Source organism: Rhodoferax sp. GW822-FHT04A08 (genome assembly GCF_058801025.1).
Window position 1 is genome coordinate 116,277 of record NZ_JBXAMW010000005.1, and the last position, 17,072, is coordinate 133,348.

Sequence of the window (17,072 nt, forward strand, 5' to 3'; positions counted from 1 at the left end):
GAGCCTTACAGCGTGGCCAGGCCCGCGCGCACGAGCAGCCACTCTGCGCTGTCGTTCCACACCTGCATCTGCACGATCTTGCCGTGGCTTACCACGTAGCGGTCCACATAACGGTTGCCTTCAAAGGGCGTGCCGTCCAGCCACTCGCCGTACAGGGTCCCGATGTTGTAGACGATGGCCTCTGCATCGGTGGCGCCAACCACCAAGTCAGTTTGTATGAAGCGCTTCTTTACCCACTTGTAGCGGCTGGCATTGAAGGCACTGGTTTGTGCGGGCTCGCGCATGGCGCGTCCACCGGTAAAGAGTATCTGCAGATCGGGAGAAGTGAAGGCGCGGGCGGACTCCGGGTCGGGAATCATGACGATGCGCAAAAACTCTTCCACGATTTCCTTGGGGCCCATTGCGGTTGCAGTGTTCATAGCTTTCCTGGTCGTGCCGGGCACGGTTGGTGTGCAGCGCGTGCACGGATGTGTTTGCACCGCTATCAAGCAGTTTCTGTTCCATGTGCATGCCGTGAGGATGGGTGGTGCGCATGCACCGAATTGAAAGGTGCACGCGCCCCATCGAATCGCGCAGTGCACAAATGAAGTGCAATTTGCGTACATTCGATTGAAAAATTGTGTACAAAAGCATGGCACAGTGTTTGCGTAGTGGTGGGTCATATGAATGCAGTCGCCACTCCTCCCAGTGCCATCGAAGTCGTCGGGCTGACCAAGCGCTACGGCGCGGGAAAGCCTGCCGTGGACAACATCAATCTGCGCATTGCCAATGGCAGCTACTGCTGTCTGTTGGGCCCCTCGGGCTGTGGCAAGAGCACGACCTTGCGCATGATTGCCGGCCACGAGTCGGTCAGCAGCGGAGACGTGCTGCTGGAAAACCGCAACATCACCGACCTACCCGCTGCCGAGCGCGGCACGGCCATGATGTTCCAGAGCTTTGCGCTGTTCCCGCACCTGAGTGCGCTGGACAACGTGGCCTTCAGCCTCAAGATGAAAGGCGTGGCCAAGGCCGAGCGGCTGGCCAAGGCGCAGGATCTGCTGGAGCGCGTGGCCATGGGCCATCTGGCCGCACGCAAGCCGGGCGAACTCTCCGGCGGGCAACAGCAGCGCGTAGCGCTGGCGCGTGCCCTCATCACCCAGCCCAAGGCCTTGCTGCTGGACGAGCCGCTCTCTGCACTGGACCCCTTTCTGCGCATACAGATGCGCGCCGAACTGCGTCGCTGGCAAAAGGAACTGGGCCTGACCTTCATCCATGTGACCCACTCGCAAGAAGAAGCCATGGCCCTGGCCGACACCATGGTGGTGATGAACCACGGCATCATCGAGCAAAGCGGCTCGCCGCACACCATCTACAACAAGCCGGTCAATGAATTCGTGGCGCGCTTCATGGGCGGCCACAACGTGATCGAAACACCTGCCGGCAAGATCGGCGTGCGTACCGACCAGACCCGCGTGGCCCTTGCCGGTTCCAGTGAGATTGAAGGACTGCCCAGCATTCCTGCGCTGGTGACCGACGTGGAATACCAGGGCACCTATGTGTTGCTGGGGCTGCAGAATCCCAGCGCTGCGCAGGCCGTGGTGAACACGGCCGAGTACTCAGTCATGCTGTCCGAAGCGCAGTTCGCTGCCAGGCCATTTGCCGTAGGCGACGCGGTGCAACTGGCCTGGACGCCCGAGTCCGCGCATTCCCTGCAGGCCTGATTCCAGGTTCAACGATTTCCCCAACCTTCGCAAGAAGATTCATCACCCCCAAAGGAGTTACTTCCATGTCAGACGCAACGAAAGATTCCCCCTTGAGCGCACTCTCCGTGCAGCGCCGCTCGGTTCTCAAAGGCACCGCAGGCATTCTGGCTGCTGGCATGTTCCCCGCCATCCATGCGCAGGAAAAAATCGTGCTGCGCTATCTGGGCACTGCGGTGAACCAGGACAAGGAAATCGCCGACAAGTTCAAGGCCGACACTGGCATTGAAATCCAGTACGTGGCCGTGACTACCGACGACGTCACCAAGCGTGCCGTCACCGCGCCCAACAGCTTCGACCTGATCGACACCGAATACTTCTCGCTCAAGAACATCGTGCCCACCGGCAACCTCAAGGGCATTGATACCAAGCGCATCAAGAACGCCGACAAGATCACCACGCTCTTCACCAAGGGTGAAGTGGCCGGCAAGAAGGTGGGCGACCAGGGTACCGCTCCCAAGAAGACCATCTTCCTGGAAGGTGAGAAGTCCAAGAAGTTCTCTGCGACTCCCACGCAGTTCATGAGCCTGATCCCCACCGTGTACAACGCCGACACGCTGGGCATCCGTCCCGACCTGATCAAGCGCCCCATCAGCTCTTGGGCTGAACTGCTGAACCCTGAGTTCAAGGGCAAGGCCGCCATCCTGAACATCCCCTCCATCGGCATCATGGACGCTGCCATGGTGGTGGAAGCCATGGGTCTGTACAAGTACCCCGACAAGGGCAACATGACCAAGAAGGAAATTGATCTGACCATCAAGACCCTGATCGAAGCCAAGAAGGCCGGCCAGTTCCGCAGCCTGTGGAAGGACTTCAACGAGTCCGTCAACCTGATGGCCTCTGGCGAAGTGGTGATCCAGTCCATGTGGAGCCCCGCCGTGACGGCCGTGCGCACCAAGGGCATCGCCTGCACCTTCCAGCCGCTCAAGGAAGGCTATCGCGCCTGGGCTTCCGGCTTCGGTCTGCCCGCCACCCTGTCCGGCAAGAAGCTGGATGGTGCCTACGAATTCATCAACTGGTTCCTGGACGGCTGGGCTGGTGCCTACCTGAATCGCCAGGGCTACTACAGCGCCGTGCTGGACACTGCCAAGGCCAAGATGGAAGCTTACGAGTGGGCCTACTGGATGGAAGGCAAACCCGCCACGCAAGACATCAAGAGCCCGCACGGCGACCTGCTGGCCAAGAAGGGCGAAGTGCGCGACGGCGGCAGCTATGAAGCCCGCATGGGTGGCATCGCCTGCTGGAATGCGGTGATGGACGAGAACGCGTACATGGTTCAGAAGTGGAATGAGTTTGTAGCGGCGTAAGCCGCACCCCCGTCCAGGCTCACTGCGTGTAGCCTGTTCCCCCCTTAAAAGGGGGCAACACCTGCGGCCCGGCGAAGCCGGTTCCGCGGTGTTCCTGGATGGGGTGGCACTGCGTGCACCCTGGGCGTTGCTTCGCTCGTCGAGTGTGTGCGCAGACGTATGGTTTTCTTGCTTGCATAACTGGCTACTTCAATGAGCGCACCTACACCTTCATTACCGGCTTCTGGCGCTGCGCCGGGGCGAACGATTGCGGCCTGGTGGCAGGCTTTGCCGTTGACCACGGTGTTTGTGCTGTTCTTTCTGATCCCGTTGGCGCTGGTGCTGATGGTGAGTTTCTGGGACTACAACCAGTACGAGATGCTGCCGGACTTCACGTTCAAGAATTACGTGGCGGTGTTTGAGGGTTGCTTGTCAGGTGACGATATGTGCGTCACTTTCAAGACCTATCTGTCCACCTTCAAGTTCTGCCTGCTGGTGTGGTTTCTCACGCTGGTCATCGGCTTTGCGGTGTCCTATTTCCTGGCTTTTCACGTCAAGTCCAATGGCGTGCAGGTGGTGCTGTTTGTGTTGTGCACCATCCCGTTCTGGACGTCCAACGTGATCCGCATGATTGCCTGGGTGCCGCTGCTGGGGCGCAATGGGCTGGTCAACTCCATGCTGGTGGGGCTGGGGGCGGTGGACCAGCCGGTGGAGTGGTTGCTGTTTTCCAATTTCTCGGTGGTGCTGGCCTTTGTGCACCTGTTCACCACCTTCATGATCGTGCCCATTTTCAATTCCATGATGCGCATTGACCGCAGCCTGCTGGAAGCCGCCGCCGACAGTGGCGCCACGGCGTGGCAGACGTTGTGGAACGTGATCGTGCCGCTGTGCCGTACCGGCATCATCATCGGCTCCATCTTTGTCATCACCATCGTCATGGGCGACTTCGTCACCATCGGCGTGATGGGCGGCCAGCAGATTGCCTCGGTCGGCAAGATCATCCAGGTGCAGACCTCCTACCTGCAGTTCCCGCTGGCTGCGGCCAACGCGGTGATCCTGCTGGCGCTGGTGCTGATGATCATCTGGGCGCTGACCCGCCTGGTCGATATCCGCAAGGAGCTGTGAACATGGCTGTCGAAAAACGCGCTTCCGGCTTTTGGCCACTGGCCCTGTTCTTTGCGGCCTATGTGCTGTTCCTCTACGGCCCCATGCTGGTGATCGTGGTGCTGAGCTTCCAGGGCCCCCAAGGCGGTCTGACATTCCCCATGCAGGGTTTCTCCACCCACTGGTTCCACAAGCTGGCCGAAGGGTTGGGCGTGGTGGACATTGGTGCCGCGCTGTACCGCTCGCTGGGTCTGGGCTTGACCGTGATGGCACTGACCGTGGTGCTGTCGATACTGGCCGGTCTGGCATTCCGCAAGAAGCTGTGGGGCGGCAACGTGCTGTTCTTTGTGGTGGTGGCCAGTTTGATCATGCCGTCCATCATTGTGTCGCTGGGCATTGGTCTGGAGTTCCGCCTGCTCGACACGGGCATCAAGAAGGTGCTGGAAGCCTGGGGCATGGAGTCGCTGCTGGAGAGCTACAGCACGGCACTGGGGATTTACACTTCGGCCCTGGGCGCGCACCTGACCTGGACGTTGCCCTTTGGACTGCTCATCATGTTTGCCATCTTCAACCGCTTCAACCCCGCCTACGAGGAAGCCGCACGCGATCTGGGTGCCACACCCTGGCAAGGTTTTCGCCATGTGGTGCTGCCGCTGATCGCACCGTCCGTAGTGGGCATTGGCATGTTCGGCTTCACCTTGAGCTGGGACGAGATTGCCCGCACCTCGCAGGCCATTGGCGACGTCAATACGCTGCCACTGGAGCTGCAGGGCCTCACCACCACCGTGACCACACCGTCCATCTACGCGCTGGGCACCGTGACTATGGTGGTGTCCTTTGTGGTGATGGGTCTCACCGTGGGCTTGGGCAAGCTGTTGAGCAAACGGCAGAAGTCAAGGCGTGCGGCATGAGTGAACCGGTAGTTCTCACCGAGAACGAAATCTACGAGCGCATGGTGGAGACCATTCTGGACCACCGTCTGCCACCCGGCACCAAGCTGGTGGAGGACCGCCTGGCCACGGCGTTTGGGGTGTCGCGAACCCGCATCCGTCCGGTGCTGGTGCGTCTGGCCAACGAGCAGATCGTCACCCTCACACCCAACCGTGGTGCCATGGTGGCCCAGCCCACCGAAGCGGAAGCGCGCGAAGTGTTTGAAGTGCGCCGCATGATCGAGCCCACCCTGATTGCCTGCTTTATCCAGCGCGCCAGCAAGAGCGATATCGCCGTGCTGACGCAGTGCATAGCGCAGGAGGAAGAGGCGCGCCGCCAGGGCGACATGCGCAGGGCCATACGCCTCTCGGGCGACTTCCATCTGCACATTGCCAACGCGGCGCAGCACCAGACGTTGGGCCGCATCCTGCGTGAGCTGGTATCGCGTACCTCCCTGATTCTGATGACCTATGGCACACCCAAGATGCAGCCGCATCTGGATGCCAACACCTGCGCCTGTCAGGAGCACCGTGCCCTGCTGGACGCCATCCGCCTGCGCGACGCCAAGGAGGCCGCGCGACTGATGCATGAACATCTGGCCCAGCTGGAAGCACAGCTGCAATTCAACGTGCCCGAATCTGATACGCCCGATCTGCTGGCACTGTTTGGCTCGGACCCGTCCATGGCGCCGGTATGAGGACGCCATGCGCCGCCTGCTGCTGATCAATCCGAATACCTCGCTGCACGTCAGCAAGCTGCTGAGCACCCACGCCCAGGACTTGGCCGGACCACAAGTTCAAGTCGAAGTGCGCACCGCGCGCTTTGGCGCACCCTATATCGCCTGCGAAGCCAGCTATGCGGTGGCGGCACACGCCACGCTGGACGCCTGGGCCAGTGCGCTGGCGCCGGGCGAGCCGCGCTTTGACAGCGTGCTCATCGGCTGCTTTGGCGATCCTGGTCTGCTGGCGCTGCGCCAGGTCAGCCAATTGCCGGTTACCGGATTGGCCGAGGCTTCGTTCATCGCTGCGGCGGCGCGTGGGCGCTTTGCCATCGTGACGGGCGGAGAGCGCTGGAAGCCCATGCTGGAACGGCTGGCGCATAGTCTGGGGTTTGGCGAACAGCTGGCCGTCATCCACACCGTGGCGCCCAGTGGCGCCGAACTGGCAGCTGACCCGCAAGCGGCGCACACGCTGTTGGCCAAGGCCTGCGTGGACGCGGCACGCGCGTCAGGCGCGCACAGCGTGATACTGGGCGGCGCCGGGCTGGCGGGTATGGCCGCCATCATCCAGCCATGGGTTCATGTCCCGGTGCTCGACAGCGTGACGGCTGGCGTGGACCATGCCTTGCGCCAGGCCCAGCCGGAGACATTGCAGGCCAAACGCGTGTTCGACTTTGCCTGGTCCAACGTGTCGTCGGAGCTGGCCGCTACCGGGTTGGTTGCCGGGTAGGCGCCAGACCGACAGGCATTCGCTCTTTTGCCCACTTATGTAGTGTTATCCTCGGGGGAAAACGGAGGGGCGTTGCTCGTGTTGGCTTTGGCATTCAATATTTCCATAGCGCTTTTGGCAGCGGCCTGCATCGGTAACGGCATTCAGTGGCGGATCCAAGCAGCATGACGCCCCTGTCGTTGGACAGAGCAGTGGATGCCGTTCTTCGTATAACCGACCGTTTCGACATTCAATTCATCTCTGAGGCCGGCAAGCGCTGGCTGGCGCAGTTCTTCAAATCACCGACCCTGCCCAGAAACTTTCTGGACTTCATCCATGCCGACGAAGTGCCTTTGGTGCGCCAAGCCATGTTGGGCACGCCGGATGCATTCAACTGTGACGTCCGCATAGGCAGGGAAGGCAATCCGTGCTGGGTCAATTTCCGGTGCCAGCGACTGAGCACCAACGGCCAATACGTCATGACCATGATGGACATCTCGTCATGGAAGACCGAGGCGACTTCGTTGCGCCACGCGGCCGAGCACGACGATCTGACCGGCTTGCCCAACCGTGGAGCCTTGAAAAGGGCTGTTGCCAACTGCATTGAATCCACTGACGAAGGATTCATCGTTGCCTTGATGGATCTGGACGGATTCAAGCGAGTGAACGATACCCTGGGACATCAGGCCGGCGACGCCGTGCTGGTGGAGACGACCAAGCGTCTGCTGAAGTTGCTGGGCCCGCAAGACATTCTCGCGCGCCTGGGGGGCGACGAATTCGTGATCCTGTTTCCGGGCAAGAGCCTGCAGTCGGCGATTCAGGTCCTGAAGGCGGTGCTGATCGCCGTTGCCAGACCTTTCCAGACCGCGCCGCACAATGCCTACCTGGGAGTCAGCATCGGCATTGCCGAATACCCGCTGCATGGGGATGACTACTCATCGCTGCTCAAGAATGCCGATACAGCGATGTACCAGTCCAAGAATGCGGGAAAGAACCGCATTTCGGTGTTTGCGCATGGTGAGACCAGCCCTGACTTTTCCATTACGTCCGCCATGCACAAGGGCATCCAGGAAGGCGAGTTTTACCTAGAGTACCAGCCACAGTTCGACATGAACAGGCAGTTGGTGGGAGCCGAGGCCTTGATGCGTTGGGAGAACCGCAAGCTCGGCACGGTGGGGCCCAACGTCTTCATCCCCATTGCAGAGTCGGCCGGGCTCATGCCTTTTCTTGGCAACTGGGCATTGCGAAGCGCCTGCCATCAGCTCAAGCAGTTTCAGTCCCTCTGCCCGGGCTTTGTCATGTCCGTCAATGTGTCGGCGCTTCAATTCGATGGCGACCATTTCGATCAGCAGGTGATCAGTGCCATCCAGGAAGCTGGTATCGATCCGCGTTCGCTGATCCTGGAAATCACGGAGTCCACCTTGTTGCTTGCCAAGGACAAGACGGAGCAGGCGCTTCACACGCTGCGTGAGCGCGGTGTCCGGTTTTCCATAGACGATTTCGGCACCGGTTTTTCCAGCCTGTCCTACCTGACGCGCCTGCCGGTATCGAGCATCAAGATCGACAAGGCGTTCGTGTGGGCGATTGCAGAGCTGCACGACGGTCCTACGCCGGACAAGCAGCTCATCAGCGCAATGATCAATCTGGGGCAAAGCATTGACTTGCGTGTGGTCGCCGAAGGCGTGGAAAACGACACCCAGTTCGACTTTCTGAAGGCGGCTGGATGTGACCTGATTCAAGGCTATCTGCTGGGCCATCCCATGTCGGCTCAAGCAATTTGCAGGCACCTGTTGCGTCAAATGGAAATGGCCGCATGACGATTGGCACACTGGAGCGTTTGCTGGAGGCCATGCAGGATTCCAATGGGATCCCGGCCAGGGAACGTTCTGTGGCATCGGTGTTGGGTGCACTCGATAGCGCAGACGAAGGCAAGCACCAGGTGGTTGACTTCATCGTGGAGGACTTTGCCCTCACGCAAAAGGTGCTCGCGCTGGCCAATTCACCGATGTACGCTGCCTTCGGCAAGGGCGCTGCATCGGTAACCGCCGCCATGAAAGTGCTGGGAAACGATGCCCTGATGCGGGTGGTGCTTGGGACCGAAGTGGTGACCGAAGAGGAGTTGTCGGCGGACGACAATTTGTCCCGGACGCTGTTTGCTTCCGAGTTGGCCCGGTGCGCCTATGAGGATCGAGCGGAAGAGGCATCCATCGCCACGCTGATGTACGAGATCGGTCGCCTGATGACCGGAAGATATCTTCCCCAGGAGGCTGCCACCATCGCGCGCCTGGTGGCCGATGGATCAGACCCGCATACGGTGGAGACGGCGGTACTGGGTGTGACCTATCAGGAGCTGGGCGTGGAGCTGGCCGCGCGCTGGAATTTGCCCAACTTTCTTCTGTCCATCATCGATGGCTCCGGCGATGCCTCCCTGGTGGGGCTGGCTGCGTTCGCGAGTTCGTCGTCCTCCCTGATCCACGAAGGGCGCCTGGACGAGGCCAATGAACTCTTGCGCAATCTGAATCTCCCCGGGGTGGACAAGGAGCGACTGGGCAACCTGACGCGACGCAAGATGGATGAGATGGTGCGACAGAATGGCATAGTGCCCCCCCAGTCCGCCGAACAGGATTTGCTGGACCTGTTGGGCAAGCTGGAACAGCAAAGCGGTCTGTCGTTTGATGCCATGCTCAATGCCATGTTGCCCGAGGTTGCCCGGCTGTTGGGCATGGCGCACTGTGCGCTCCTGATGATGACGCGAACCGGGTCGTTCCGGGTGTATGCGGGCTTTGGCAAGGACCAGGAAGCTTTCCGTGCGCAATTCAAGATAGCGGCGGAATTCAAGCCGACACCGTTTCATGCGGTCATCCTGAGAAGCATTGACGTATCGATAGATGACGTTTCCAGGCTGAAGTCGGCTTCATTGCCGGATGGCTATCGGGATCTGCTGCCCGATGTGAAGAAATTCATTCTGCTACCTGTGGCAAATGGCAGTGTGCGGGCCATGCTGTATTGCGACTGGGAGTCGGACAGGGCGCTGTCAACGGGTGAAATGAGCGCGGTATCAGATCTTCGCAACCTTCTGTTGCCATACATGTCAAGTTAATGTGCTGTGACACCCCTATTCATGGCATGGGGCAAGCATGCGTCATTGCTTAATTGGTTGATATGCGCTAAAAAGGGCGCTTGAATTTTTTGCAAACTCAGGGAGTGTCCGGCATGACGCAATGGAGTACAAAGAGGGCAGGGTTGCTGTATGACGCGGTTACCACATATGTGGCAACTTCGGGCGAATCGGAATGTCACCCCCAGCTTGCGAAAGTACTTCGCCTGGCGGGAGACGCATCCAGCACCGCCGTGACGAGTGAGTATGAGCTCAACGCCATCCATTTCGAGCTGTGCGCATTCTGCATTGGCAAGAACCTCTTCAACTGCGCCGGGCACCAGCATCAGCCGGAATGTGCATTCATCGACACCGCCCTGGAAACCAAGATAAGCCAATTCAACGGGCAGCCTAGCTAAGCATCTAGTCGCCCGTAGCGCAGGCTGCCTGCAGCTTGGCGGCCAGCCAGGTGCACAACGCACTGCCTGCATCTTCAAATCCCCCGATCACCGTGAAATGGTTGGCGCCCGGAATGGGGCGCAACTCCGACACATTGCCCGCCGCCTGCCAGGCCTCGTGGTAGATGCGCGACTGGCGCGCGAACTCCGTGGTTTCGTCTCCGCCCCAGGTAATCCATAGCGGCGTCTTGCAAGGTCTTACCGAGAAGGCCGGTGAGTTGCGGCGGATGATGCCGTCATCCAGCTGGATGGCGGGCTGCAGGTAGCTGTAGCGCAGCGGCGCAATGTCAAACAGGCCACTCAGGGGAATGGCGGCCACAAACGGGTCCTGCGGCAGCCCGTAGTCCTGCGCCCATTCCGTCTGCAGGGCCATGGCTGTCAGATGGCCGCCAGCCGAATGGCCGCCAATACTCACGCGTGCCGGGTCACCGCCATAGTGCTGGATGTGGCGCAATGTCCAGGCCAGGGCCGAGCGGGTCTGGCGCACGATCTCGTCAATCGTCACATGCGGGCACAGCGCGTAGTTGATTACCACCGTGGTGATGCCTGCGGCCTGCAGGCCCAACGCCACACCGCTGAAGGTCTTGCTGGACAGCGCCCGCCAGTAGCCGCCATGGATGAACACAAACACCGGTGCATTGGGCTGTACCGCCGGGAAGATGTCCAGCGTCTCCTCCAGCGTGGGGCCATAGGGCACATCCAGCATGCAGCGCAACTGGCTGCGCGCCTGCTGCGCGGTGGCGACGAAATGCCGCCCCGGTGCATCCGGATCGGGCAGGGCGATGGAAGGGTTGTACTGCGCATCCAGCTCGGACTGGGCACAAAACTCTCGGTACAAGGGGCGCATGGCGGCAACTTTCTGTTTGACAAATAAATAGTTTAGAACTAAAGTAAATTCCACTCAACGGCATTGTGCTGTATTTTGACTGGGGTGTGTGATGAAGATCGTGTGCATAGGCGGCGGACCTGCCGGACTCTATTTCGCCCTGCTGATGAAGATGCGCAACCCGGCGCACGACATCACCGTGGTGGAGCGCAACAAGGCGTATGACACCTTTGGCTGGGGCGTGGTGTTTTCCGATGCCACCATGGACAACATGCGTGTGCACGACCCGGTCACCGCGGCTGAGATCCAGCAGGCCTTCAACCACTGGGACGACATCGAGCTGGAATTCAAGGGCCAGCGCATCCGCTCCGGCGGCCACGGCTTTGTGGGCATTGGGCGCAAGAAGCTGCTCAACATCCTGCAGGCGCGCTGCGAGCAGCTCGACGTCAAGCTGGTGTTCGAAACCGAAGCGGAGTCCGACCTGCAATACCCGGATGCGGACCTCATCATTGCCAGTGACGGCATCAACTCGCGCATACGCACGCAGTACGAGGACATCTTCAAGCCCGACATCGCGGTGCGCCCCAACCGCTACATCTGGCTGGGCACGCACAAGCTGTTCGATGCCTTCACCTTCGCTTTCGAGAAGACCGAGCACGGCTGGTTCCAGGCGCACATCTACAAGTTCGACGAAAACACCACGACCTTCATCGTGGAATGCCCCGAACACGTCTGGCAGGCGCACCGGCTGGACGAGGCCGACCAGCAAGCATCCATTGCCTTCTGTGAGAAGCTGTTTGCAAGCACCCTGGGTGGCGCATCCCTGATGACCAATGCGCGCCATCTGCGCGGCTCGGCCTGGCTCAATTTCCAGCGCGTCAAGTGCGAACAATGGTCGCTCTACAACGGCCGCAGCCATGTGGTACTGATGGGCGATGCGGTGCACACCGCACACTTTGCCATCGGCTCGGGCACCAAGCTGGCCATAGAAGACGCCATCGAACTGGCCAACCAATTTCAGGCCCTGGGCGATACGCGTGAACACATTCCCGAAGTGCTGCAGCGCTACCAGGCTTCCCGCAACATCGACGTGCTGCGTCTGCAGAACGCCGCGTGGAACGCGATGGAGTGGTTCGAGGTTTGTGGTGGTCGCTACTGCGACCAGCTTGAAGGACCGCAGTTCATGTACTCCATGCTGACGCGCAGCCAGCGCATCAGCCACGAGAATCTGCGCCTGCGCGATGCCGCCTGGCTGGGCGACTTCGAACGCTGGTTTGCCAATAAGGCCGGCATGCAGATCGCGCCGGACCAAAAGGCTCCGCCGCCCATGTTCACGCCTTACTCCGTGCGTGGTGTCACGCTCAAGAACCGCGTGGTGGTCTCGCCCATGGCGCAGTATTCCGCAGTGGATGGCCTGGTGGGCGACTACCACCTGGTGCATCTGGGCGCGCGTGCCATGGGCGGTGCGGGCATGGTGTTTGCCGAGATGACCTGCGTCAGCGCACAGGGCCGCATCACCCCCGGCTGCCCCGGCATCTACACAACCGAACAGGCACAAGCCTGGGCGCGCATCGTGGACTGGGTGCACGCCCATACCGACGCCCGCTTCGCCATGCAGATCGGCCATGCCGGCCCCAAGGCCTCCACCCGCGTGGCCTGGGAAGGCACCGATCAGCCGCTGCAGAGTGGCAACTGGCCCATCATCAGCGCGTCCGAGCAGCAGTACCTCCCTGGCGTGAGCCAGGTTGCCAAGGCCATGACGCTGGAGGACATGGTCACGGTCAAAGCCGAGTTTGTCGCCGCAGCCCGCGCCGCAGCCGACATCGGTGTGGACTGGCTGGAGCTGCATTGCGCGCATGGCTATTTGCTGTCGGCCTTCATCTCGCCCCTCACCAACCACCGCACCGACACCTATGGCGGCAGCCTGCAGAACCGCCTGCGCTATCCGCTGGAAGTGTTTGCCGCTGTGCGTGCCGCATGGCCGGCAGACCGGCCCATGTCGGTGCGCATTTCGGCGCACGACTGGGTGGAGGGCGGTATCACACCGTCGGATGCGGTGGAGATTGCGCGTGCCTTCAAGCAGGCCGGTGCCGACATGATCGACTGCTCGTCGGGCCAAGTCAGCAAGAGCGAGAAGCCTGTGTATGGCCGCATGTACCAGACGCCGTTTGCCGACCGCATCCGCCAGGAGGCCGGCATCGCCACCATCGCCGTGGGCGCCATCAGCGAGGCCGACCACGTCAACAGCATCATTGCCGCCGGACGTGCCGATCTGTGTGCGGTCGCACGTCCCCATCTGGCCAACCCGGCATGGACCCTGACCGAAGCCGCCAAGATTGGCTACACGCCCATGGTGTGGCCCAAGCAGTACTGGGCAGCCAAGGCGCAGATGGAGGCCAACTTCCAGCGCGAAAAAGCCCAGGCCGCTGCGGCAGCGTTGTCGCCTGTGCGCGCGGCGGAGGCCTGAAGACCATGTTGTCTTTATCCGATGAAGTTGGACTGCGTACTGGTGGGAGGCACGCGGGATTCAGGACGGTATGGCACTCCGCTCCGTCCGTGTCCCCCGCCCGCAAGCGGGCTCCTCCTTTACCTACCGGAGCGAAGTGCCATACCGTCCTGAATCCAGAAGTGCTGTTGGTACTCAGACGGTATTCAGTCTATGCACGCCAACACGACTTGCTGCTGCTGGCGCCGGGGTGGATGCTGCAGCGGCATAAAGGAGGAGGCCGTAGGCCGGGGGACAGCCGCGGAAGCATTTACCCCGGCGTCAGCAGCCCAACCACCGCAACGAAAGCAATGCCTCCAACACGCAACAAACAAGCAAGCCATGTCTGACGCAGCAACCGCCCATCAAGCCACCCAGCGTTTGCAGGGAAAGCACGCACTGGTAACCGGAGGCGGCAGTGGCATTGGTGCAGCGATTGCACTGACCTTGGTGGAACAGGGTGCGCATGTCACCGTGCTGGGTCGTCGCATGGAACCCTTGCAAGCGCTGGTGGCGCAGCATCCTGAAACCCTGCAGGCCGTCTGCGCCGACGTATCCGACGCAGCGCAAGTGGACGCAGCAGTACACGAGGCACAAGTGCGCTTCGGCCCCATCCACATTCTCATCAACAACGCCGGCCAGGCTGCCAGTGCGCCCTTTCTCAGGACCGATGCATCGCTCCTGCAACAGATGCTGGACGTGAACCTGCATGGCACCTGGAACTGCACCCAGGCGGTGCTGCCGCAGATGCTGCAGACCGGGTGGGGCCGCATCGTGAACGTGGCAAGCACCGCCGGTATCACCGGCTACGCCTATGTGGCGGCTTATTGCGCGGCCAAGCATGCGGTGGTGGGACTGACCCGTTCGCTGGCGCTGGAAGTAGCCCGCAAAGGCATTACCGTCAACGCCGTCTGCCCCGGCTACACCGAGACCGACATCCTGCGCGAGAGCATTGCCAACGTGGTGGCCAAGACGGGCCGCAGCGAAGCAGAGGCCCGCGCCGAATTTGCCAAGGGCAATCCGCAAGGCCGTATCGTGCAGCCCGCCGAAGTGTCCGACACCGTACGCTGGCTGTGCGGCGAGTCCGCCAGCTCCATCACCGGCCAAGCCATTGCTGTCTGCGGTGGCGAGGTCATGCATTGAACGCTTATGAAAAAAGATCCCAGCCTTGCCCTGTTGAACGCCGCCGATGAACTCGGCTACGAAGCGCGCAGCGCCAGCAACGACCACGCCGCACTCAAGCTGTGGCTGCGCATGCTGGCCTGCACCACGCAGATCGAAGACGAAATCCGCCGCCGCCTGCGCACCCGCTTTGACATCTCGCTGGCGCGCTTTGACTACATGGCCCAGCTCTACCGCAAGCCCGAAGGCCTGCGCATGAAAGACCTCACCCGCTTTCTCATGGTGACCGGTGCCAACGTCACCGGCCTGACCGACGAGCTGGAGCGCGACGGCCTGGTGGAACGCAGCAGCAGCCCGACCGATCGCCGCTCCTGGATCGTCAACCTCACGCCCAAGGGACGCAAGAACTTCGAGTCCATGGCGGCCGAGCACGAGGGCTGGATTCTGGAGCTGTTCTCCTGCCTGGACGCCAAGACTGTGAACCAGCTCTACACCGAGCTGGGCGCGCTGCGTGTGCACCAGGTGGCCCAGGCAGATGCCGCATCCAAAGAATGAAAAACGGAGACCCATCCATGACACCTACCGCAATCGATCCGACCCTGCTGGCGGGCAACCGCAAACCCATGACGGGGTACCGGGCCACGCACTTTGTCTGGCAGTGCGACCAGGGCGTGGCCACGATCACGCTCAACCGGCCCGAGCGCAAGAACCCGCTGACCTTCGATTCGTATGCCGAGCTGCGCGACCTCTTTGGCGCGCTGAAATACGCGAGCGATGTGAAGGTCGTGGTGCTGGTGGGTGCGGGTGACAACTTCTGCTCCGGTGGGGATGTGCACGAAATCATCGGCCCGCTGGTGGACCTGCCCATGCCGGAGTTGCTGATGTTCACCCGCATGACCGGCGACCTCGTCAAGGCCATGCGGGCCTGTCCACAGCCCATTGTTGCGGCGGTGGACGGAGTCTGCGCCGGGGCCGGTGCCATCATGGCCATGGCCTCTGACCTGCGCATGGGCACGGCACGCAGCAAGACGGCGTTTCTGTTCAACCGGGTGGGCCTGGCCGGTTGCGACATGGGCGCCTGCGCCATGCTGCCGCGCATCATCGGCCAGGGGCGTGCCAGCGACTGGCTCTACAGCGGCCGTTCCATCGGTGGCGAAGAGGCCGAGCGCAGCGGCTTCCTCAACCGCCTGGTGGCGCCAGACACCTTGCTGGCCGACGCACAGGCCTGGGCGCGCGACATTGCAGCTGGCCCTACGTTCGCCAACGGCATCACCAAGACCATGCTGCACCAGGAGTGGAGCATGTCCATCGACCAGGCCATAGAGGCCGAAGCGCAGGCGCAGGCCATCTGCATGATGACCGGGGACTTCAAGCGGGCCTACCAGGCCTTTGTGGCCAAGCAACGCCCCGTGTTTGAAGGCAACTGACATGAGCGACACCCGTTACCTTTCCTGGCCCTTTTTCGAGCCGCAGCATGCGGCGTTGGCACAGCAACTGGATGCCTGGGCGCAGGCCCATATCACGCAAGCCCATGGCAGCGATGTGGATGCTGAGTGCCGCGCTCTGGTGCGTTCGCTTGGGCAAGCCGGCTGGCTGCGCCATGCGGTGGGTGGCACGGTCTTTGGCGGCACGGCAGACACCATCGACACACGCAGCATCTGCCTGATCCGTGAAACCCTGGCGCGCCATTCGGGCTTGGCGGACTTTGCCTTTGCCATGCAAGGCCTGGGCTCGGGTGCCATCAGCCTGGCGGGCACCGAGGAGCAAAAGCAGAGCTACCTGCCGCGGGTGGCTGCGGGTGATGCCATCGCAGCTTTTGCACTGAGTGAGCCGCAAGCCGGTTCTGACGTGGCGGCCATGCAATGCAGTGCGCGTATCGATGGCGACTTCGCGGTGCTCAACGGCAGCAAGACCTGGATATCCAACGGCGGCATTGCCGATTTCTATGTGGTATTTGCCCGCACCGGTGAAGCGGCTGGCGCGCGTGGCATCAGCGCCTTCATTGTGGACGCCGACACACCGGGGCTGGAGATTGCTGAGCGCATCGAAGTGATTGCGCCGCACCCGCTGGCCACGCTGCGTTTCACCGATTGCCGCGTTCCGCTGAGCCGCCGCATTGGTGCTGCGGCAGAAGGCTTCAAGATTGCCATGCGCACGCTGGATGTGTTTCGCACCTCGGTGGCTGCTGCTGCGCTGGGCTTTGCCCGCCGCGCGCTGGACGAAGCCCTGGCACGGGCGACAACGCGCAAGATGTTCAACCAGACGCTGGCCGACTTCCAGCTCACGCAGGCCAAGCTGGCGCAGATGGCCACCGCCATCGACTCTTCCGCACTGTTGACCTACCGCGCCGCCTGGCAGCGAGACCAGGGCCAGAGCGTCACCAAGGAAGCCGCCATGGCCAAGATGGTGAGCACCGAAGGGGCCCAGCAGGTCATCGATGCGGCCGTGCAGATCTGGGGTGGCATGGGCGTGGTCAGCGACCACCCTGTGGAACGCCTCTACCGCGAAATCCGTGCCCTGCGCATTTACGAGGGTGCCACCGAAGTGCAGCAACTCATCATTGCGCGCGAGTTGCTCAAAGACCAGCAGGAGGCCTGA

The 17,072-nt window shown here is 61.6% G+C and carries 16 protein-coding genes; 14 read left to right on the forward strand and 2 right to left on the reverse strand.

The genetic code is table 11. The features are described from left to right. Positions 1-5: 5 nt before the first annotated feature. Entirely contained in the window at positions 6-419 is a 414-nt protein-coding gene (locus AC1RMF_RS12105; RefSeq protein ID WP_493141691.1) for a nuclear transport factor 2 family protein, read from the reverse strand. Positions 420-662: 243 nt separating this feature from the next. On the opposite strand from AC1RMF_RS12105, the gene AC1RMF_RS12110 reads away from it, so the two are divergent. From AC1RMF_RS12110 to AC1RMF_RS12150, 9 genes are all read left to right on the forward strand, one after another. Then, on the forward strand, positions 663-1,700 hold the full coding sequence (locus tag AC1RMF_RS12110; RefSeq protein WP_493141693.1) for an ABC transporter ATP-binding protein: 1,038 nt from the start codon (positions 663-665) through the stop codon (positions 1,698-1,700). A 65-nt stretch (positions 1,701-1,765) separates the two neighbouring features. Further along, entirely contained in the window at positions 1,766-3,046 is a 1,281-nt protein-coding gene (locus AC1RMF_RS12115; RefSeq protein WP_493141694.1) for an ABC transporter substrate-binding protein, read from the forward strand. A 192-nt stretch (positions 3,047-3,238) separates the two neighbouring features. Continuing rightward, complete coding sequence (locus AC1RMF_RS12120; RefSeq protein ID WP_493141696.1) at positions 3,239-4,150, forward strand: ABC transporter permease; 912 nt, start codon at positions 3,239-3,241, stop codon at positions 4,148-4,150. A gap of 2 nt (positions 4,151-4,152) precedes the next feature. Beyond that, on the forward strand, positions 4,153-5,040 hold the full coding sequence (locus tag AC1RMF_RS12125) for an ABC transporter permease (protein ID WP_493141697.1): 888 nt from the start codon (positions 4,153-4,155) through the stop codon (positions 5,038-5,040). Continuing rightward, positions 5,037-5,756: a GntR family transcriptional regulator gene (locus AC1RMF_RS12130; protein WP_493141699.1), complete on the forward strand. Its 720-nt coding sequence runs from the start codon at positions 5,037-5,039 to the stop codon at positions 5,754-5,756. The genes AC1RMF_RS12125 and AC1RMF_RS12130 overlap by 4 nt, the downstream gene beginning before the upstream one ends. Positions 5,757-5,763: 7 nt before the next feature. Continuing rightward, positions 5,764-6,507, forward strand: coding sequence for an aspartate/glutamate racemase family protein (locus AC1RMF_RS12135; protein WP_342620600.1), 744 nt, complete (start codon positions 5,764-5,766; stop codon positions 6,505-6,507). Positions 6,508-6,671: 164 nt separating this feature from the next. Next, positions 6,672-8,303 carry a putative bifunctional diguanylate cyclase/phosphodiesterase gene (locus AC1RMF_RS12140; RefSeq protein WP_342620601.1) on the forward strand — a complete coding sequence of 544 codons (1,632 nt, stop codon included), beginning with the start codon at positions 6,672-6,674 and terminating at the stop codon, positions 8,301-8,303. Then, the gene (locus AC1RMF_RS12145) at positions 8,300-9,586 is read left to right on the forward strand and encodes an HDOD domain-containing protein (RefSeq protein WP_493141701.1); all 1,287 of its coding nucleotides are present in this window, start codon (positions 8,300-8,302) and stop codon (positions 9,584-9,586) included. The genes AC1RMF_RS12140 and AC1RMF_RS12145 overlap by 4 nt, the downstream gene beginning before the upstream one ends. Before the next feature lie 80 nt (positions 9,587-9,666). Then, positions 9,667-10,002: a hypothetical protein gene (locus AC1RMF_RS12150; protein WP_493141703.1), complete on the forward strand. Its 336-nt coding sequence runs from the start codon at positions 9,667-9,669 to the stop codon at positions 10,000-10,002. 4 nt (positions 10,003-10,006) lie between these two features. On the opposite strand, the gene AC1RMF_RS12155 is transcribed toward AC1RMF_RS12150, so the two are convergent. Continuing rightward, entirely contained in the window at positions 10,007-10,888 is an 882-nt protein-coding gene (locus tag AC1RMF_RS12155) for an alpha/beta hydrolase (RefSeq protein WP_493141705.1), read from the reverse strand. Positions 10,889-10,979: 91 nt separating this feature from the next. On the opposite strand from AC1RMF_RS12155, the gene AC1RMF_RS12160 reads away from it, so the two are divergent. From AC1RMF_RS12160 to AC1RMF_RS12180, 5 genes are all read left to right on the forward strand, one after another. Continuing rightward, positions 10,980-13,334: a bifunctional salicylyl-CoA 5-hydroxylase/oxidoreductase gene (locus AC1RMF_RS12160; protein ID WP_493141707.1), complete on the forward strand. Its 2,355-nt coding sequence runs from the start codon at positions 10,980-10,982 to the stop codon at positions 13,332-13,334. 360 nt (positions 13,335-13,694) lie between these two features. Further along, positions 13,695-14,495, forward strand: a complete 801-nt coding sequence (locus AC1RMF_RS12165; RefSeq protein WP_493141709.1) for an SDR family NAD(P)-dependent oxidoreductase — start codon at positions 13,695-13,697, stop codon at positions 14,493-14,495. 6 nt (positions 14,496-14,501) lie between these two features. Then, the gene (locus AC1RMF_RS12170) at positions 14,502-15,029 is read left to right on the forward strand and encodes a MarR family winged helix-turn-helix transcriptional regulator (protein WP_493141711.1); all 528 of its coding nucleotides are present in this window, start codon (positions 14,502-14,504) and stop codon (positions 15,027-15,029) included. A gap of 17 nt (positions 15,030-15,046) precedes the next feature. Continuing rightward, positions 15,047-15,901: an enoyl-CoA hydratase family protein gene (locus tag AC1RMF_RS12175; RefSeq protein WP_493141713.1), complete on the forward strand. Its 855-nt coding sequence runs from the start codon at positions 15,047-15,049 to the stop codon at positions 15,899-15,901. A gap of 1 nt (position 15,902) precedes the next feature. Next, the gene (locus AC1RMF_RS12180) at positions 15,903-17,072 is read left to right on the forward strand and encodes an acyl-CoA dehydrogenase family protein (protein ID WP_493141714.1); all 1,170 of its coding nucleotides are present in this window, start codon (positions 15,903-15,905) and stop codon (positions 17,070-17,072) included.